Raw genomic sequence first — 14,150 nt, forward strand, 5'->3', positions numbered from 1 at the left:
CCATTTTGGAATGCCATTTCGTAAAGAAGTAATAGATTGACATGGTTATGTCGGGCGTAAGATCAGACCGGCTACACAGATGTCATTCATAAAACTTACAAAATGGAGACAACATCATGGCTATACCTCACGCAACTCTGCGTCAAACCGTGCTGGCCGCGCTCATTGCCGACCTGCTGTTTTCCCTCAGCGCCCAGGCGCAAACCACCGACCAAACTGCCGACACCGGTCCGACAGTGGTGGTCAGCGGCATCCGTGCTTCGCTTAGCTCCTCGCTCAACACCAAGCGCATGCAGGATGGCGTGGTCGACGCCGTGTCCGCCGAGGACGCCGGCAAATTCCCCGATACCAATATCGCCGAATCGCTGCAGCGCGTCACCGGCGTGCAGATCCAACGCAACGGCGGGGAAGGGCGTTACATCTCCGTGCGCGGGCTGGGGCCGGAATTCAACAACGTGCTGGTCAACGGCCGCACGCTGACCAGCGATACCGGCGGCCGCGAGTTCTCGTTCGACCTGCTGTCGTCCGACCTGATTTCGAAGGCGCTGGTGTACAAGACCTCGCAACCGTTCCTGCCCGAGGGCGGCATCGGCTCCACGGTGGATATCCAGACTGCGCGGCCCTTGTCCGGCAAGGTCGGGCACACGTCGGTGGTCAACGTGTCGGAATCGTATGACTCCAACTCGGAGAGGAAAACGCCCAACATCAGCGGCATGTACTCGTTCGCCAACGCCGAGCGCAACTTCGGCGTGACGACCTCGCTGTCGTACACCGACCGCGCCTCCAAGCAGAACAAGGCGATTACCGATGCGTGGAATTACCGAGACGTCTCGCTGATCAACGGCGACCTCAATTCCAAGGGCCTGACCATGGCCGACGTCACCACCAAAAAACTCTACCTGCCGCAGAGCTTCGGCTACCAGCAGGAAAACGAAAGCCGCAAGCGCCTGGTCGGCAATCTGACCGTGCAATACAACCCGTCGCCGACGTGGAAGATGACTGCCGACGCGCTGTACTCGCGGCTGGACCAGCGCAACGACGTGATCGCCTTCAGCGACTGGATCAACCCGCAACTGCTGGGGGCGCAGGTGAATCAGAATAACCAGGTCACCAGCTTCCTGCGTCCGGGCGCGACGTTTTACGCCAACAATCCGGCGCTGTCCGGTCCCGGAAGCCTGCTGGGCGAGGCCAACTCCAACGACATGATCGTTAAAGGCGGCGACCGGCTGTCGATCACGCGCGCGTTCGGCCTGAATTCCAAGTGGGCGCTGGCGCCGGAGTGGAAGCTGGAGGGCGATGTGTCGACCTCGCGCACCACCTCGTACTCGCCGGATATGTGGGTGGTGGCCGGCATGGTGCCGAAGAATGGCGACGTACTGAGCTTTGGCGGCACGCCGTCGGTGGTGTTCGGCGACGGCATTGACGATCCGACCGCAGTGCGTGCGCACGCCGTCTCGAATGGCGACATCCGCAACCACGACAAATTGTCGGAAGGTCGGCTGGGCCTGAACTGGAGCCATGAGATTGGCTACTTCAAGGGCATCGATACCGGCCTTGGCTATTCCCAGCGCAGCGTCGACCGTACCGAGTGGAAGAACGATGCGTGGAATACCTTCAGCGGTTACCATCTGCCGCTGCCGTCGTCGCTGTTCACGGTGACGCCGATGGATAACTTCATGGGCAACGGCGCGCAGGTGCCGAGCGCCTACCTGAGCTTCGATCCGTATGCGTACATGAACTACCTGAACCAGCGCTCGATCCTGGCGCAGTCCAACGACCCGGCGCTGTACCTGGACACCACCAAGTACCCCAATGGCCCGATGGCGATCGACTATACCTTGCCGTCGATGTGGGGCGTGAAGGAGAAAGTCTCCAACTTCTTCGTCGACAGCAAGTGGGAAGGCGCGGGCTGGTCGGCCAATGCCGGCGTGCGCGTGGTGCATGTGCAGTCGAGCTCGACCGGTATCAGCCGTGTGCTGCTGTCGGCCACCAAGAGCCCGAACGACACCACCTTCATTTCCAACTGGGGACCGATGACCACCACCACAGTCGACAACAGCTACAACAGCGTGCTGCCGTCGGCCAACCTGAAGTTCGACCTGACCCCGGAGATGTTGCTGCGCCTGGCCGCCTCCAAGACCGAGACGCGGCCGACGCTGAACCAGATGGGCGTGGACAACTACTACGGCGGCCGCTTCGGCGATGTGCAGACCGGCGGCGGCAATCCTTACCTGAAGCCGATGAAGTCCAATAACTACGATGTGTCGTGGGAATGGTATCTGTCGAAAACCAACTACGTCAGCGCGGCGGTGTTCCAGAAATACGTGTCGGACTTTCTGGAAACGCGGCTGGTGGACATGAAGATTCCGCAGTTTGACGAAATCGTCCACGACACCCGCGTGCGCAACGGCCAGAAGGGCAGGATCAAGGGCGTGGAGATCGCCGGCCAGTATGCGTTCGACACCGCGATTCCGTGGTTGCGCGGCTTCGGCGTGACGGCCAACTATACGTATGTGGACGCCAGCGCCAGCCGCGAGGTGGACAGCAGTACGCCGGCGTGCGGTTATCCAGGCTTGTCGCCGCAGTCGTACAACGGTTCGCTGTTCTACGAGAACAGCAAGTTCCAGGCGCGCGTGAGTTACAACTGGCGCAACCACTTCTCGGTCGATTGCGGTGGCGGCAGCACCCAGCCACGCACCCGCGCCGCCTATGGCCAGACCGACGCCAGCCTGCGCTACAACCTGACGCCGACCTTGTCGCTGTACGCCGACGCCATCAACCTCAACAACGCGCGCACGCATGAATATGCGCTCAACGAGAGTCAGTTCCTGACGCTGGAAGATGTCGGCCGCCGCGTCAGCATCGGCCTGCGGGCGGCGTTCTAACGGCTGCAAAGACGCCAGCTTGCTGTTGTAAAGCTGGCGTCTTTTTCATTCCATTTCGACACTAATCAGTGTATTTCTTGCATTTCTTCATGCCGAGTGTTATCTTGATTTCATCGAGGAAATTATATTGTTTCCTTGGAAATTCCTAGCCAGGCGCCCGGAGACCCAAAATGCACACCATTCTCAAAGCCGTACTGATCAGCTCATTGTTTGCCGCCACTGTTGCCCATGCCGCCAATCCTGGCCCGGGCGCTTCCAGCGCGAACGACGTCACGTTGACGCATCACAGCGCGGACCAATTCGCTTTGGTTCAAGGCTCGCAGATCAATCCCGTCAATTCGACGGCCGGCTTTGCCAGCCAGTTCTTCGGCACTACCGGTGTCGCGGCGAGCGACTGGGTGCTGGCTGGCACGGTTGAGACCAGCAACAACATGGTGTTCAGCGACAAGGTGCTGGGCGACCAATTGACGTTCTCCCTGGCGCAAGCGCAGAGCGGCACGAACGGCACTTGGTCGATCACCAACAGCCGCAACGTCAACACCGTGTTCGACCTGGTGCTGTCGTTCCACGCCGGGAATAATGTCGGCAGCTTCCTGTTCGACCATCTGACGGTCGGCGCGGGGCAAACGGTGACCGGCGACTGGCTGATTCAATGGCTCAACAACGCTGGCAATGCCAACAGCGTGCCGACGTTCTCGAACGTGGCCTTCTATACCGCACCGGTGCCGGAACCATCCACCTACGCCATGATGCTTGGCGGACTCGCGCTGATGGGCTACGTAGCCCGGCGCCGCAAAGCCTGATGTAGAAAACGCCAGCTGATGCTGGCGTTTTTTATGGTGATGCCAGATCGCGCGGCCAGCTTGTGGGCGCGTTTCTGGCGGCCCCGATCAAGGGGCCTTTTTCTTTTGTACCTGGCGTTGCTGCTGCTTGCGCTGGGTTTGATTCTTGTTCTGTTTGGCTTCGTAGAGGGCGGCGGCGTCCAGCTTGGCTTGGGCGACGGTACGCAGCTCCTCCTTGTCATCATGCACGACAAAGTAATCGTTATCTTGCGCATCGACCACCAGCTTGATCGCAGCTTCATCGGTCAGGTCGTACATCTCGGTGAGCAATGTTGCTATCTCGTCTAGGAACTCTTCGTAAGTCATGGTGCGGTTTTCTGTTGATGAAAGATGGCGCCATTGTAGCCGTTTCAGCCGCCCAGCTGGGAATAGCCGTTAACTGCGCACGCAGTCATTATTGACTGATTGATCCAAAACAAATACACTCGGCCAAATATTGACTAATCAGTCCATAATTTGAGCGAGGAATAAAAAGTGAAAGCGATTGTGTATAACCGTTTAGGCGGCTCCGAGGTGCTGGAGTATGTCGAGCGGCCGGCGCCGTCAGCCGGCCGTGGGGAAGTGCTGGTGCGCGTTAATGTGGCGGGCGTGAATTTCATGGATGTTGGCGTTCGTCAGGGCATGGCGTGGAACGAGATGCCGTTCCCGCGTGGTATGGGCGTAGAGGGCGCGGGGCGGGTGGTGGCGGTGGGCGAGGGTGTGACCGGCTTTGAGCCAGGCCAGCGTGTCGCGTGGGTCTACGCGCCAGGCAGTTACGCGGAGATGGCGGCGATCCCGGCTGATGCGCTGGTGCATGTCCCCGAGGTCATTGACGATCGCACGGCGGCTGCCATCATGATGCAGGGGCTGACCGCCAGCCACTTCGCCACGGATTTCTATCCCGTCCAGCCTGGCGATGTCGCGCTGGTCCACGCGGCGGCGGGTGGCGTTGGATTGTTGCTGACGCAGATCATCAAGCAGCGTGGCGGCAAGGTCATCGGACGCGTGTCGTCGGCCGACAAGGTGGTGGCGGCAAAAGAGGCTGGCGCCGATCACGTGATTGTGGATGCCGAGGGTGCGTTTGCTGCGGAAGTCCTGCGCCTCACCGGTGGGGAAGGCGTGCATGTGGTGTATGACGGCTCGGGTCCGGCAACCTTCCAGGGCTCGCTGGACGCATTGCGTCGCAGCGGCACCTTCTGCTGGTACGGCCCGGTGCTGGGCGGTCCAAAGGATCTGAATATCATGAGTCTACCCAAGAGCATCAAACTCGGCTACGGCGTCTACCGCGACCACATCGCCACATCGGAACTGCTGCGCGAACGTGCCGCACGTTTGTTCAGCTGGGTGGCGGACGGAACACTCAAAGTGCGCATCGGCGGCGAATACAAGCTCTCCGATGCGGCGCATGCGCACGACGCTATCGCTGGTCGCGCCAGCGTTGGCAAGCTATTGCTGATCCCGGACGACGCAAGGTGATGAATTAGTTATAAACGCCGCCGATAAACGATTGATAGGCACGCCGGGTTTCCGGTTTCGTCATGGCGTTCATATGGCCTGCTTCTTGAACTGCTTCAAACCGTTTGTGCTGATTATTCAAACTGTCGAATAGTTCGCGGGAGGTGGCAAGCGGTGTCTGGACGTCGTTGACGCCGTTGATGATGAACACCGGGTCCTGATACGTCCGCAGTGCGGCGCGGTTGTCGATCGACAGCAGTTCCTGGTCCAGCTTGATGCGCACGAAGGGCTTGCCGTACCAGGGCACCATATTGTCCGCATACGCTTGCGCGCTGGTGCCGGTGCCTTCCAGCACGAGCGCGTCCAGATGCCGCTGTTTCGCTAGTGTGGCGGCGACAAAACTGCCAAACGAATGGCCGTGGACGACGAGTTTTCCGCTTGTCGTTGCCCGCACATGGTCATACAGGGCAAGGGTTTCCGCGTTCAGTTCTGGTAGGCCAAATGCAGATTCGGGCGCATCGCTGCGGCCAAAATCGTGATAGTCGTAGCTGATGAAATTGGCGTTCATCTCGACAAACGGCTTGGCGATGAATGCGCCATTCACATCAATCCGAACGCCGGAGCCCATGAAGTACAGCACCGTGAATTGCGCGTCCGGCTTATGCACGAAGATGCCCCGGCTGATGGCGCCGTCCGGGTGCTTGAATTCGATGTTGTCAATCTGGTACTCCGGCGCCGTCTTCTTCAACATTGACAGCTTCCCTGCGTCTCTGGGGATGAATTGCTTGGACGTTACGTCGACCGTGGAGCAGCCGGCTAAAGCAATGAGAAGTAAGCAGGTAAGTAGTTGACGCATATTTTCCTTGAGGACCGATAATCTATGGATTGCAAGAATAGCATCTTTCTCTGCTAGTTTGTTCGATCCACTATCCGGTCATGCACTGCGCTGAACCAGTCGCCTAGTTGCGATAGGTCGCCGTCAATCTTCAACTCGCCGGCGGACTGCAAATTTATGAACGCGGCGCGGAAGCGCGGGTCGTCACTCCGCAAGGTGTTGAGCGTGTGCGAGGCTGCTTTCGTTACCTCGACCGTGATGTCGCCTCGCTCCTCGTGCCCGGCGCCTAGCTGGAAGGCTGGCTTGCCATTGGTGATGTCAAAGCGCAGGCCCTGGACCAGCCCTGGACTCAGTTCGATACCGTCAATGTAGCGCTCCACCAGGCGAATATTGCACGCCGGTGGAAGTCCGGCCTGCATGGCGGCGTCCACTAGCACCTTGCCCACCATCTCGAACCACTGCGTTGTGCCGTGAGGTGTCGTATCCATCACGCCACCGTGAGGACGATCTTGCCGCGAATGTGGCCGACGGCCGCACGCTCGTGGGCCTTGCGTGCTTCGGCCAGCGGATAGGTGCTGTCGATGACGGCACGAATCGTTCCGGCATCCAGCATCCGCGCGAGTTCTGCGAGTTGCGCACCGCTGGAGCGCACTTGCGTCGACGACACCGTCACGCCCAGCTTCTCAGCCTCGTCGCTACCGGAGAAGCCCAGCGGGAATACAGGGAACAACGCGCCGCCACGCTTCAGCGTACGTAGGAAGCGGCCCGAAGTAGGACCACCCACCGCGTCGATGACCAGGTCGATATCGCGCACGACATCCTCGGCGGCAGTCTGGGTGTAGTCGATGATCTGGTCCGCGCCGAGATCCCGCAGCATTGCCGTGTGTTCGCCCGAGGCCACCGCAATCACACGGGCGCCGCGCCACTTCGCCAGTTGCACCGCGAAGTGGCCGACGCCACCGGCCGCGCCGTTGACGAGGACGGTCTTGCCTTCAAGCGGAACCGGCTCATGGCGATTCGGCTGCAAAGGATTCTGCACATCGTGGCCAAGCTCAATCATGAATTGCCAAGCGGTCAGCAGCGACATCGGCGCGGCGGCGGCCTGCACATGGTCGACGCCGGCCGGCTTGCGCGCCACTTCTTCTGCCGGCACGCTGACGTATTCGGCATAGGCGCGGCTGCCGCCCGCCAGACCGGTGGGGAAGCGCACCATGGCAAACACTTCGTCGCCGACGGCGAAGCCGGTTACATCATCCGCCACCGCAGCAATGACGCCCGATATGTCCGTACCCAGTATCAAAGGAAACGACACCGGCGGCTGCCATTCCGGCGGCAGCATCTTGTAGCCATCGCGCAGATACCAGTCCGGCGGGTTCACGCCGACCGCATGCACCCGCACCAGCACTTCGCCCGGATTGAGTTCGGGCATCGGCGCTTCTTCATACTGCAACACCTCGGGACCGCCGAAGGCATGTTGTCGAACTGCTTTCATCGTCGTGTTTGACATTGCTTTTCCTTTTGCGAGAATTGATAATGAGTACCGGAGCAAAGCTCCGATAATGTGGAGCGGTGCTCCGTTTGTGTTTCAAATATACGGAGCATGGCTCCGCTTGTCAAGTTATCTGATGCGTTCTGACGCCCAAAAAAATTACGATCATCTGTTTGAAGTGGGGCGCGAGGTCGTCGCCGAGCAAGGGGCGGACGCCTCCATGCGTGAAGTCGCGCGCAGGGCAGGGGTCGGCATTGGCACGCTCTACCGTCATTTCCCGTCGCGGGAAGCCTTGCTGGACGCATTGCTGCGCAAGAGTTTTGATCAACTGACGGCGAAGGCCGGCGAGCTTGAAAAGGTAGCGTCCACCGGCAATGCGCTGGTGTTGTGGCTGCGCGAAATGGTCACCCTCACGCACAGCCATCGCGGCGTTATCTCAGCGATGACGGTCGCCATCGCTGAGCCGGACTCGGCGCTTCACGCCTCATGCGTGTCGATGCGTGCGTCGGGTTCGCATCTGCTGGCGCGTGCGCAGGCCCAGGGCGAGGCGCGGCTGGATATCGATGGGGAAGATTTGTTCGCGCTGGTCAGCGCATTGGCGTGGCTGAACGATCAGCCGCTGTTCGCGTCGCGCGTGGACCGGCTGTTCCAGCTGATCGCCAGCGCCATCCTGGTGCAGCCAGCTGACTGAGGCGGTTTATGCCGTACGCGCGAACATCGCCGCCATGGCCGTGACGTCACGCCCCACGCCGCGATAGCCGATGAAGCGGCTGGCTTCGTCAAACATCGGCTCGCCGCTGACTTGCAGATACTGCACTGCGCCCGCTGCCGTGGCCCGGCTGTACACAAAGTCCAGGAAAGGCTTGCGCTCCGCGATATTCGACTGCAACAGCGCGCGTTCCTCGACATCCCAACCGTCGGTCTCGGTGCCGCCGATGCCCACCATGTCAGCCACCGGGCCGGACCAGTTGGTGAGCTCGCCCTCGGCATCTTGCTCCCAGTACCAGTCCGTCGACAATTCCGCGAAGCGTTGAAAGCGTGCCTCACTGGCGCGCAACTGCGCGGTACGCTCCTCGACCATCTTTTCCAGATGGCGATGCAGCAGGCGTACTTCCAGCATATTGTGGATGCGCGTCTCTACTTCGATCAGCTCGAACGGCTTGCTGACAAAGTCGCGCGCGCCGGCTTGTAGCGCGCGCAGCTTATGGCCGGGCTGGGCAGTGACCACCAGCACCGGCACATAGCCGTCCGGCTCGACTTCCTTGAGCGCTTCCAGTACTGCAAAGCCATCCATGCCCGGCATCTGCAGATCCAGCAATATCAGATCGTACCGATGAGTGCGATGCAGTTCGCAAACGGCAAACGGGTCCATGGTGCTGCTGACGTTGGTGTAGCCGGCGTTGCTCAGCATTTGTTCCAGCAGCATGACATTGGCCTCCTGGTCGTCAACGATCAGGACGCTGGCACGGAGTATGTCGGGTGATTCAATCATGATGGCATTCCAGTGTGTTCTGCTGCAAATTCAAGGGCCTGGTCCAGCGCGTTCATGAACTCGACGACATTGATCGGCTTGGTCAGATAGCGGAAGAAGCCAGCCTCCAGCCCTTTTTCGATGTCGCGCGGCATGGCGTTGGCCGACAAGGCCAGCACCGGAATATGCGCCATCTCAGGATCGTCCTGCAGGATTTTCAGACAACCGTAGCCGCTGATACCCGGCAGATTGATGTCCATTAAAATCAGATCCGGCTGGTAGGTTTGCGCCAACTGGATGCCGGTCTGGCCATCGATCGCGGTCAGCAGTTTGAGGTCGCTGCGGCGCAGCACCAGTTGCTCAACCAGCGCCAGATTGGCCGGGTTGTCTTCGATGTATAGCAAGGTCGCCAACGACGCGGCGTCCGCCGTATCCGACGGCAGCAATTCGTCCAGGTGCGCCGGTTCCAGCACCGGCTCGTCGCTGGCAACCAGCTCCACCCAGAATGTCGTGCCCACGCCCAGATCACTGTGGACGCCGATCGAGCCGCCCATCAGTTCGGTCAATTGCCGGGTCACCACCAGGCCGATGCCGGTGCCTTCCTCGGCGCCGTCTTCCTGCCCCAGCCGGTTGAACGGCTGGAATAATTTATCGACCTGATCGGGTGCCAGGCCGGCGCCGTTGTCGGTCACGCTGATGCGCACCATGCCGGGGCTGCCTTCTTCGCACGCCACTGCCACCATGCCGCCGCGGCGGTTGTACTTGACGGCGTTGGACAGCAGATTAATCATCACCTGTTTTACGCGCGTGCGGTCCGCATGCACGAAAAAGCGCCGGCTTAATTTCGGGAACACCAGGTGAATGCCGCGCTTGTCGGCCAGCGGACCGATCATCGCCTGGCAATCCTTGAACACTTCCGTCAGGCCCATGGATTCCTGCGACATGGTGACCTTGCCGGATTCGATCATGGCCAGATCGAGAATCTCGTTAATCAGTTGCAGCAGATACCAGCCGCCCTTGAGAATCTGGTCCAGCGACCGCTGTTGCGACACAGTCGGTGGCGGCTTCTCGGAGGCCAGCAACTGCGCAAAACCCAGCACCGCGTTGAGCGGCGTGCGCAACTCATGGCTCATGCTCGACAGGAAATCGGACTTGGCGTGATTGGCTTTCTCGGCTGCCGCGCGCGCCGCCTCCAGCGCCACATTGGTTTCCTGTAGCGCCAGCTGCTGTTCGCGCAGGCGCTGGTCCAGCTTGGATTGCTCGGCTTCCACCTGCTTGCGCGCCGTGTTGTCCGTGCCCATCAGCAGATAGCCGATGATTTTTTCATGCGCGTCGCGCAACGGGCTGACGGAGACGATGGCGGGGAAGCGGCTGCCATCTTTACGGATATACGTCAGCTCATAGATATCCTCGATCCCGCGCGAGGCCTTGAACACCAGCGCCTCGAAGCCGGGCTGAATCGTCATGCCCGCTTCCAGGCTGAGCGCGGCCGCGCGCGCGACGATTTCCTGGGCGTCCGAGATGCCGGCCGGTGTGATCTTGTTCACGACTTCCGCCGCGCTATAGCCCAGCATGCGTTCGGCGCCGACGTTGAAGATCTGGATCACGCCCTGCGCATCGGTGGCGATGCTGGAGAACGTTGCGCTGTTATGAATCGCCAGTTGCAAGGCATCGGCCTTGAGCGCATTACCTTCTGGGAGCATTACGGTTTTCATTTGACGCCCTGGCGTTGGCGCACGTCTGACATCAGCCGCGCAAATTCTTTTTTAACGACGTCGTAGCACTCGCAGACGTCTTTTTCCAGACCGACCCGGTCGATGACCGAGATGTGGCCGCGTCTGCAACTGATGTATCCCTGCGTCTGCAAGCGACCGGCCGCCACCGTCACACCTTCGCGCCGCACGCCGAGCATGTTGGAAATCAGTTCCTGCGTCATGGTCAACTCATTGGTCGGCAGACGGTCCAGCGTTTGCAGCAGCCAGCGGCACAACTGCTGGTCCAGCGTGTGATGGCGGTTGCAGATCGCCGTTTGCGACATCTGTGTGATCAACGCTTGCGTGTAGCGCAGCAGCAGGCGCATCACCGGCCCGGCGCGGTTGAATTCTTCCATCAGGATGTGCGACTTGAGGCGGTAGCCGTGGCCGGCCGTCTGCACCACCGCGCGGCTCGGCGTGGTGTTGCCGCCCATGAACAGCGAGATGCCGAGGATGCCCTCGTTGCCGACGCCGGCGATTTCCGACGAACTGCCATTCTCCAGCACATAATGCAGCGAGACGATGGCGGAGGTCGGGAAATACACATGATTGAGCACGCCGCCCGACTCATACAGCACATCGCCGAGGCGCATCATGATCGGTTCGAGGTACGGCGAAATGCGGTCGAACTCGGCGTCGAGCAGAGCGGCCAGCAGATGGTTTTGATTGGGGTTGTTGAGACGCATGGAGATATTGGTTATTCCAGTCGTCAACTAGGCGGGCGGCGAAGACGGCAAACGATGGCCGTCGTTCAGGGTAACACACATTGCGGTATGCCATCGTCCCCGCTGCGCGGCTGGCATGGCGTGGGCGTGGTAGCCCGCTGCCTGGCGTGTGTGTGTCAGAATTGGCGCTTCCGGTTTTTGAGGGGGCTTTTGATGAGGGCTAAGCATGTGGCGCCTGCTTCTTCGGCGGCGGAGGATGGTGGCCGGCCAGAAAGCGTCTGGGGCATTTTCCTCGTGTTCCTGCGGCTTGGCCTGACGTCCTTCGGAGGACCGGTTGCGCACCTCGGCTACTTTCGCGATGAGTTCGTGACCCGGCGCCGCTGGCTTGGCGAGCGAAGCTATGTTGACCTGGTCGCGTTGTGCCAGTTCTTGCCTGGGCCTGCCAGCAGCCAGGTCGGTATGGCGTTAGGACTTTTACGCCAAGGCTACGCGGGGGCCCTGGCCGCATGGGCTGGATTTACGTTGCCGTCGGCCGGCGCGCTGATCGTCTTCGCGTTGGGCCTGTCCCGCCATGCCTCGGCGATTCCCGCTGGCGTGCTGCACGGGCTCAAGGTGGTGGCGGTCGCGGTGGTGGCGCAAGCGGTGTGGGGCATGGCGAAAAATTTATATGCCGGCACGGTTTGGCTCTTGATGATGGCGATTGCCGCGGGTGTCGCCTTGCTGTTCCCGTCGGCGGGCGGGCAGGTCTGCATCATCGCCGCCGCCGGCATGCTCGGCGTGCTTTGGCTCAGGCCGGGACATGTCCTGGATCATGATCCGCTCCCGATCACGGTCAGCCGTCGCGCAGGCGTGATTTGGCTGAGTTTGTTTTTCATCCTGTTGGCGGGCTTGCCGATGTTGGGCGCGCTGCTGCGGCATCAGGCCATCGCCGACATCAACGCGTTCTACCGGGCCGGCGCCCTGGTCTTTGGCGGCGGCCATGTGGTGCTGCCGTTGCTGCAGGCGGCGGTCGTGCCGCCGGGCTGGGTCAGCAACGATGCCTTCCTGGCCGGTTATGGGGCTACGCAAGCCATGCCGGGGCCGCTGTTCACGTTTGCCGCCTTCCTGGGCGCTTCCATGAGCCGCGCGCCGTCCGGCTGGATCGGTGGCATGCTATGCCTGCTGGCGATCTTCGCGCCATCCTTCCTGTTGATCGCCGGGGCCCTGCCATTCTGGGAGCGTCTGCGTCGCAACCTGCGCATGCAAGCGGCGCTGATGGGCGTTAATGCAGCCGTTGTGGGGTTGCTGCTGGCGGCGCTCTATCACCCGGTCTGGACCAGCGCCATCGATGCCCCACCGGATGTCGCCATGGCGGTGCTGGCGCTCGTGGCCCTGATGTTCTGGAAGCTGCCGCCCTGGCTGGTGGTGGCCGGCGGTAGCGTAGTGGGGTGGCTGATCGGCGCGTAGCGTTGTAATTGCCATGAGCATGCCACGTCACATCATTGAGACGCCCGCACGCCGTCAGGCTGCGGCTTGCCTTCGATCCGGAAGTGCCTGAAGAATTTGAACTTTCGGCTCACGCCGCTCGGATCGGAAAGGAAGGGAAGGCAAAATTCCCGCTCGGCAAGCAGCACCATGCGCCAGACGGCGCCACCGAAGAAGCGAAACGTAAGCGCATCCGGTGGCTGCAGGCTTAGCTCCGCAAACGTGCCGGTGGAGTACATCGCGCCGAGCACTGCCGCATCGACTAATGTCATATTGGCGTCGAACATATAAATCCGCAGCATGTCTTCGAAGGGAATGTCATCGGTGAGGAAGGCGATGCGACAACCTTGCCATTCCAGGGCTGCTTCCAGCACCGTTCCGGTCACGATCAGCCCGGTAGGCTTGCCGTCAAACAGCAGTTCGGACGTCGCCAGCTCCGTATCCGAGTAGGCCGACGCCAGTCGTGCCGCGAATTCTGAGGTCGAAAGTAATCTCACGAGCTTGCTCTACCATATAAAGCCAGCGCCGAAGGCCGCCAGCGCGCCGCCAGCAAACGCACCTATTGTCACGCATACCGGAGCGCCGGGGCCGCACGCCAAACCTGCCAGAGCGCCAGCCGCGACACTTCCGCCGATGCCCGCAGCGGTGGTGACCAACTCCCGTTTGACCGCAGCGGACTTATTGCGAGCGGTGAGAACGTTATACGTCGATAGCGCTAACGACAGCAAAATGACGCTACGGCCTACGTATGACAACCGCAGTACATTGCGTGTGATTGTGGGTTGAGACCTACCGGCCGAGTCCACAATTTCGGCAAATACGCGGCTCTGCTGTGATGGGCTGAGCTTTTCGAAGACAGCATTTTTGCCAAACAACTTCGCGGTTTTTTCGGCAACCAGCGCATTCAGACCACGGCCCTCGGCCTTCTTGTGCTCTGCGAAGGCCCGGGCAACGGGCGTGGTACGCGATCTGGTGAGCTGCATGACGACGTTCCGGGTGTTATTGGCCTGCTCTGCTGCTTGCGCCCAAGTCATCCTCCCTTTGGCGACTTCCCGGCGAAGGGTGCCTGACATGGCTTTGATCTCGCGCGCGTAAATTTGGCGTGCGGTGGAATCAATTTCCAAATGCACCCCTACGCTGGCTGCGGTCGCTTCCAGTGATTTGATGGCGTTTTCGAATGCTTCTTCATCTGACTGCTGCATGGACGGCTCCTGTCAAAAGGTGTCAGACGAGAGTACCGTGTTGCAGGCTGAGGACATTGAAGCGGCACAATATGTTGGAAGGGGCCGATGTCCCGGCAATAGGTGTTTT

General features: G+C 60.7%; 14 protein-coding genes. 5 read left to right on the top strand and 9 right to left on the bottom strand.

Going from position 1 to position 14,150, the window contains the following annotated elements:
• Window positions 1-116: 116 nt before the first annotated feature.
• Both HH213_RS20165 and HH213_RS30220 read left to right on the top strand, forming a co-directional pair.
• Window positions 117-2,885, top strand: coding sequence for a TonB-dependent receptor (locus tag HH213_RS20165; RefSeq protein WP_169113418.1), 2,769 nt, complete (start codon window positions 117-119; stop codon window positions 2,883-2,885).
• A gap of 170 nt (window positions 2,886-3,055) precedes the next feature.
• Window positions 3,056-3,688, top strand: a complete 633-nt coding sequence (locus tag HH213_RS30220; RefSeq protein WP_169113419.1) for a PEP-CTERM sorting domain-containing protein — start codon at window positions 3,056-3,058, stop codon at window positions 3,686-3,688.
• A gap of 87 nt (window positions 3,689-3,775) precedes the next feature.
• On the opposite strand, the gene HH213_RS20175 is transcribed toward HH213_RS30220, so the two are convergent.
• On the bottom strand, window positions 3,776-4,033 hold the full coding sequence (locus HH213_RS20175) for a hypothetical protein (RefSeq protein ID WP_110849871.1): 258 nt from the start codon (window positions 4,031-4,033) through the stop codon (window positions 3,776-3,778).
• 168 nt (window positions 4,034-4,201) lie between these two features.
• Between HH213_RS20175 and HH213_RS20180 the strand changes: the two genes are divergently transcribed.
• Window positions 4,202-5,182 carry a quinone oxidoreductase family protein gene (locus HH213_RS20180; protein WP_169113420.1) on the top strand — a complete coding sequence of 327 codons (981 nt, stop codon included), beginning with the start codon at window positions 4,202-4,204 and terminating at the stop codon, window positions 5,180-5,182.
• A 4-nt stretch (window positions 5,183-5,186) separates the two neighbouring features.
• Here the strand turns inward: HH213_RS20180 and HH213_RS20185 are convergent, their stop codons facing one another.
• The 3 genes from HH213_RS20185 to HH213_RS20195 form a co-directional block, all read right to left on the bottom strand.
• A complete protein-coding gene (locus HH213_RS20185) occupies window positions 5,187-5,912 on the bottom strand; it encodes an alpha/beta hydrolase (RefSeq protein ID WP_169113421.1) in 726 nt (241 codons plus the stop codon).
• 158 nt (window positions 5,913-6,070) lie between these two features.
• Window positions 6,071-6,484 carry a hypothetical protein gene (locus tag HH213_RS20190; RefSeq protein ID WP_169113422.1) on the bottom strand — a complete coding sequence of 138 codons (414 nt, stop codon included), beginning with the start codon at window positions 6,482-6,484 and terminating at the stop codon, window positions 6,071-6,073.
• Window positions 6,484-7,503, bottom strand: coding sequence for an NADP-dependent oxidoreductase (locus HH213_RS20195; protein WP_169113423.1), 1,020 nt, complete (start codon window positions 7,501-7,503; stop codon window positions 6,484-6,486). The genes HH213_RS20190 and HH213_RS20195 overlap by 1 nt, the downstream gene beginning before the upstream one ends.
• A gap of 118 nt (window positions 7,504-7,621) precedes the next feature.
• Here HH213_RS20195 and HH213_RS20200 point away from each other — a divergent pair, with 118 nt between their 5' ends.
• Window positions 7,622-8,176 carry a TetR/AcrR family transcriptional regulator gene (locus tag HH213_RS20200; protein ID WP_169113424.1) on the top strand — a complete coding sequence of 185 codons (555 nt, stop codon included), beginning with the start codon at window positions 7,622-7,624 and terminating at the stop codon, window positions 8,174-8,176.
• A gap of 6 nt (window positions 8,177-8,182) precedes the next feature.
• On the opposite strand, the gene HH213_RS20205 is transcribed toward HH213_RS20200, so the two are convergent.
• The 3 genes from HH213_RS20205 to HH213_RS20215 are packed head-to-tail and all read right to left on the bottom strand — an operon-like array spanning window position 8,183 to window position 11,396.
• A complete protein-coding gene (locus HH213_RS20205; RefSeq protein ID WP_169113425.1) occupies window positions 8,183-8,977 on the bottom strand; it encodes a response regulator in 795 nt (264 codons plus the stop codon).
• Window positions 8,974-10,659: a hybrid sensor histidine kinase/response regulator gene (locus tag HH213_RS20210; protein ID WP_229263078.1), complete on the bottom strand. Its 1,686-nt coding sequence runs from the start codon at window positions 10,657-10,659 to the stop codon at window positions 8,974-8,976. The genes HH213_RS20205 and HH213_RS20210 overlap by 4 nt, the downstream gene beginning before the upstream one ends.
• An 8-nt stretch (window positions 10,660-10,667) precedes the next feature.
• Window positions 10,668-11,396, bottom strand: coding sequence for a Crp/Fnr family transcriptional regulator (locus HH213_RS20215; RefSeq protein WP_110849863.1), 729 nt, complete (start codon window positions 11,394-11,396; stop codon window positions 10,668-10,670).
• Window positions 11,397-11,588: 192 nt separating this feature from the next.
• On the opposite strand from HH213_RS20215, the gene chrA reads away from it, so the two are divergent.
• Window positions 11,589-12,821: a chromate efflux transporter gene (chrA, locus tag HH213_RS20220; protein WP_169113427.1), complete on the top strand. Its 1,233-nt coding sequence runs from the start codon at window positions 11,589-11,591 to the stop codon at window positions 12,819-12,821.
• 32 nt (window positions 12,822-12,853) lie between these two features.
• Here chrA and HH213_RS20225 read toward each other — a convergent pair whose 3' ends face one another.
• Both HH213_RS20225 and HH213_RS20230 read right to left on the bottom strand, forming a co-directional pair.
• Window positions 12,854-13,336 carry a hypothetical protein gene (locus HH213_RS20225; protein ID WP_169113428.1) on the bottom strand — a complete coding sequence of 161 codons (483 nt, stop codon included), beginning with the start codon at window positions 13,334-13,336 and terminating at the stop codon, window positions 12,854-12,856.
• 9 nt (window positions 13,337-13,345) lie between these two features.
• On the bottom strand, window positions 13,346-14,041 hold the full coding sequence (locus HH213_RS20230; protein ID WP_169113429.1) for a hypothetical protein: 696 nt from the start codon (window positions 14,039-14,041) through the stop codon (window positions 13,346-13,348).
• Window positions 14,042-14,150: the final 109 nt, after the last annotated feature.

It is taken from the genome of Duganella dendranthematis (assembly GCF_012849375.1).
GTDB classification, from domain to species: domain Bacteria; phylum Pseudomonadota; class Gammaproteobacteria; order Burkholderiales; family Burkholderiaceae_D; genus Rugamonas; species Rugamonas dendranthematis.

Coding starts and splice junctions, on each gene's coding strand:
- HH213_RS20165 (WP_169113418.1), top strand. CDS start 117: ATGGCTATACCTCACGCAACTCTGCGTCAAACCGTGCTGGCCGCGCTC.
- HH213_RS30220 (WP_169113419.1), top strand. CDS start 3,056: ATGCACACCATTCTCAAAGCCGTACTGATCAGCTCATTGTTTGCCGCC.
- HH213_RS20175 (WP_110849871.1), bottom strand. CDS start 4,033: ATGACTTACGAAGAGTTCCTAGACGAGATAGCAACATTGCTCACCGAG.
- HH213_RS20185 (WP_169113421.1), bottom strand. CDS start 5,912: ATGTTGAAGAAGACGGCGCCGGAGTACCAGATTGACAACATCGAATTC.
- HH213_RS20190 (WP_169113422.1), bottom strand. CDS start 6,484: ATGGATACGACACCTCACGGCACAACGCAGTGGTTCGAGATGGTGGGC.
- HH213_RS20195 (WP_169113423.1), bottom strand. CDS start 7,503: ATGTCAAACACGACGATGAAAGCAGTTCGACAACATGCCTTCGGCGGT.
- HH213_RS20200 (WP_169113424.1), top strand. CDS start 7,622: ATGCGTTCTGACGCCCAAAAAAATTACGATCATCTGTTTGAAGTGGGG.
- HH213_RS20205 (WP_169113425.1), bottom strand. CDS start 8,977: ATGATTGAATCACCCGACATACTCCGTGCCAGCGTCCTGATCGTTGAC.
- HH213_RS20210 (WP_229263078.1), bottom strand. CDS start 10,659: ATGCTCCCAGAAGGTAATGCGCTCAAGGCCGATGCCTTGCAACTGGCG.
- HH213_RS20215 (WP_110849863.1), bottom strand. CDS start 11,396: ATGCGTCTCAACAACCCCAATCAAAACCATCTGCTGGCCGCTCTGCTC.
- chrA (WP_169113427.1), top strand. CDS start 11,589: ATGAGGGCTAAGCATGTGGCGCCTGCTTCTTCGGCGGCGGAGGATGGT.
- HH213_RS20230 (WP_169113429.1), bottom strand. CDS start 14,041: ATGCAGCAGTCAGATGAAGAAGCATTCGAAAACGCCATCAAATCACTG.